General features: G+C 68.8%; 1 protein-coding gene and 1 pseudogene. Both read right to left on the bottom strand.

Features of this window, described 5'->3' with window-relative positions; all coding sequences use genetic code 11:
* Window positions 1-39: 39 nt before the first annotated feature.
* A complete protein-coding gene (locus tag KIH27_RS19005; RefSeq protein ID WP_214094532.1) occupies window positions 40-324 on the bottom strand; it encodes a WXG100 family type VII secretion target in 285 nt (94 codons plus the stop codon).
* Window positions 325-338: 14 nt separating this feature from the next.
* Window positions 339-417, bottom strand: a pseudogene (locus KIH27_RS19000) (WXG100 family type VII secretion target); the annotation flags it as partial.

The following is a 417-nucleotide window of genomic DNA, read 5'->3' as shown; positions in this document are numbered from 1 at the left end:
ACCCCCCCGCGGGGGTGCGGCCACCGGGCCTGGGTGCGGTTACGCCCAGCTGGAGCCGACGGCCGAGTCGGTGTTGGCCATGTTGTTGCCGGCCGATTGCACCTTCTGGCCGTGCGAGTTGGCCTGTTCGTAGATCACCTGGAAGTTGCGGCCGAGTTGGGTGACGAACTCCTGGCACGCCACCGAACCGGCGCCGCCCCAGAAGTCCCCGGCGGCGAGCACGTCGTGCACGATCGCCTGGTGCTCCGCCTCCAGGGAGGCGGCCTGGGCGCGGATCAGGGCGCCGTGGGCGTCGACGTCGCCGAACTGGTAGTTGATGCTCATCTGAGGGTCTCCTTCTAGCTGGACAGGATCTGCTGCGAGGCAGCTTCCTGGGACTCGTAGTGGTTGGCGTCGCGGATCAGCCCGTCGCGCACC

Source organism: Mycolicibacter acidiphilus, from assembly GCF_018455725.1.
Lineage (GTDB): Bacteria > Actinomycetota > Actinomycetes > Mycobacteriales > Mycobacteriaceae > Mycobacterium > Mycobacterium acidiphilum.
The sequence above is the reverse complement of the archived record's forward strand: the minus strand, read 5'-3'. Positions and strand labels throughout refer to the sequence as shown.

What these genes read in the sequence shown, in the direction of transcription:
- KIH27_RS19005 (WP_214094532.1), bottom strand. Translation starts at nt 324, where the DNA reads ATGAGCATCAACTACCAGTTCGGCGACGTCGACGCCCACGGCGCCCTG.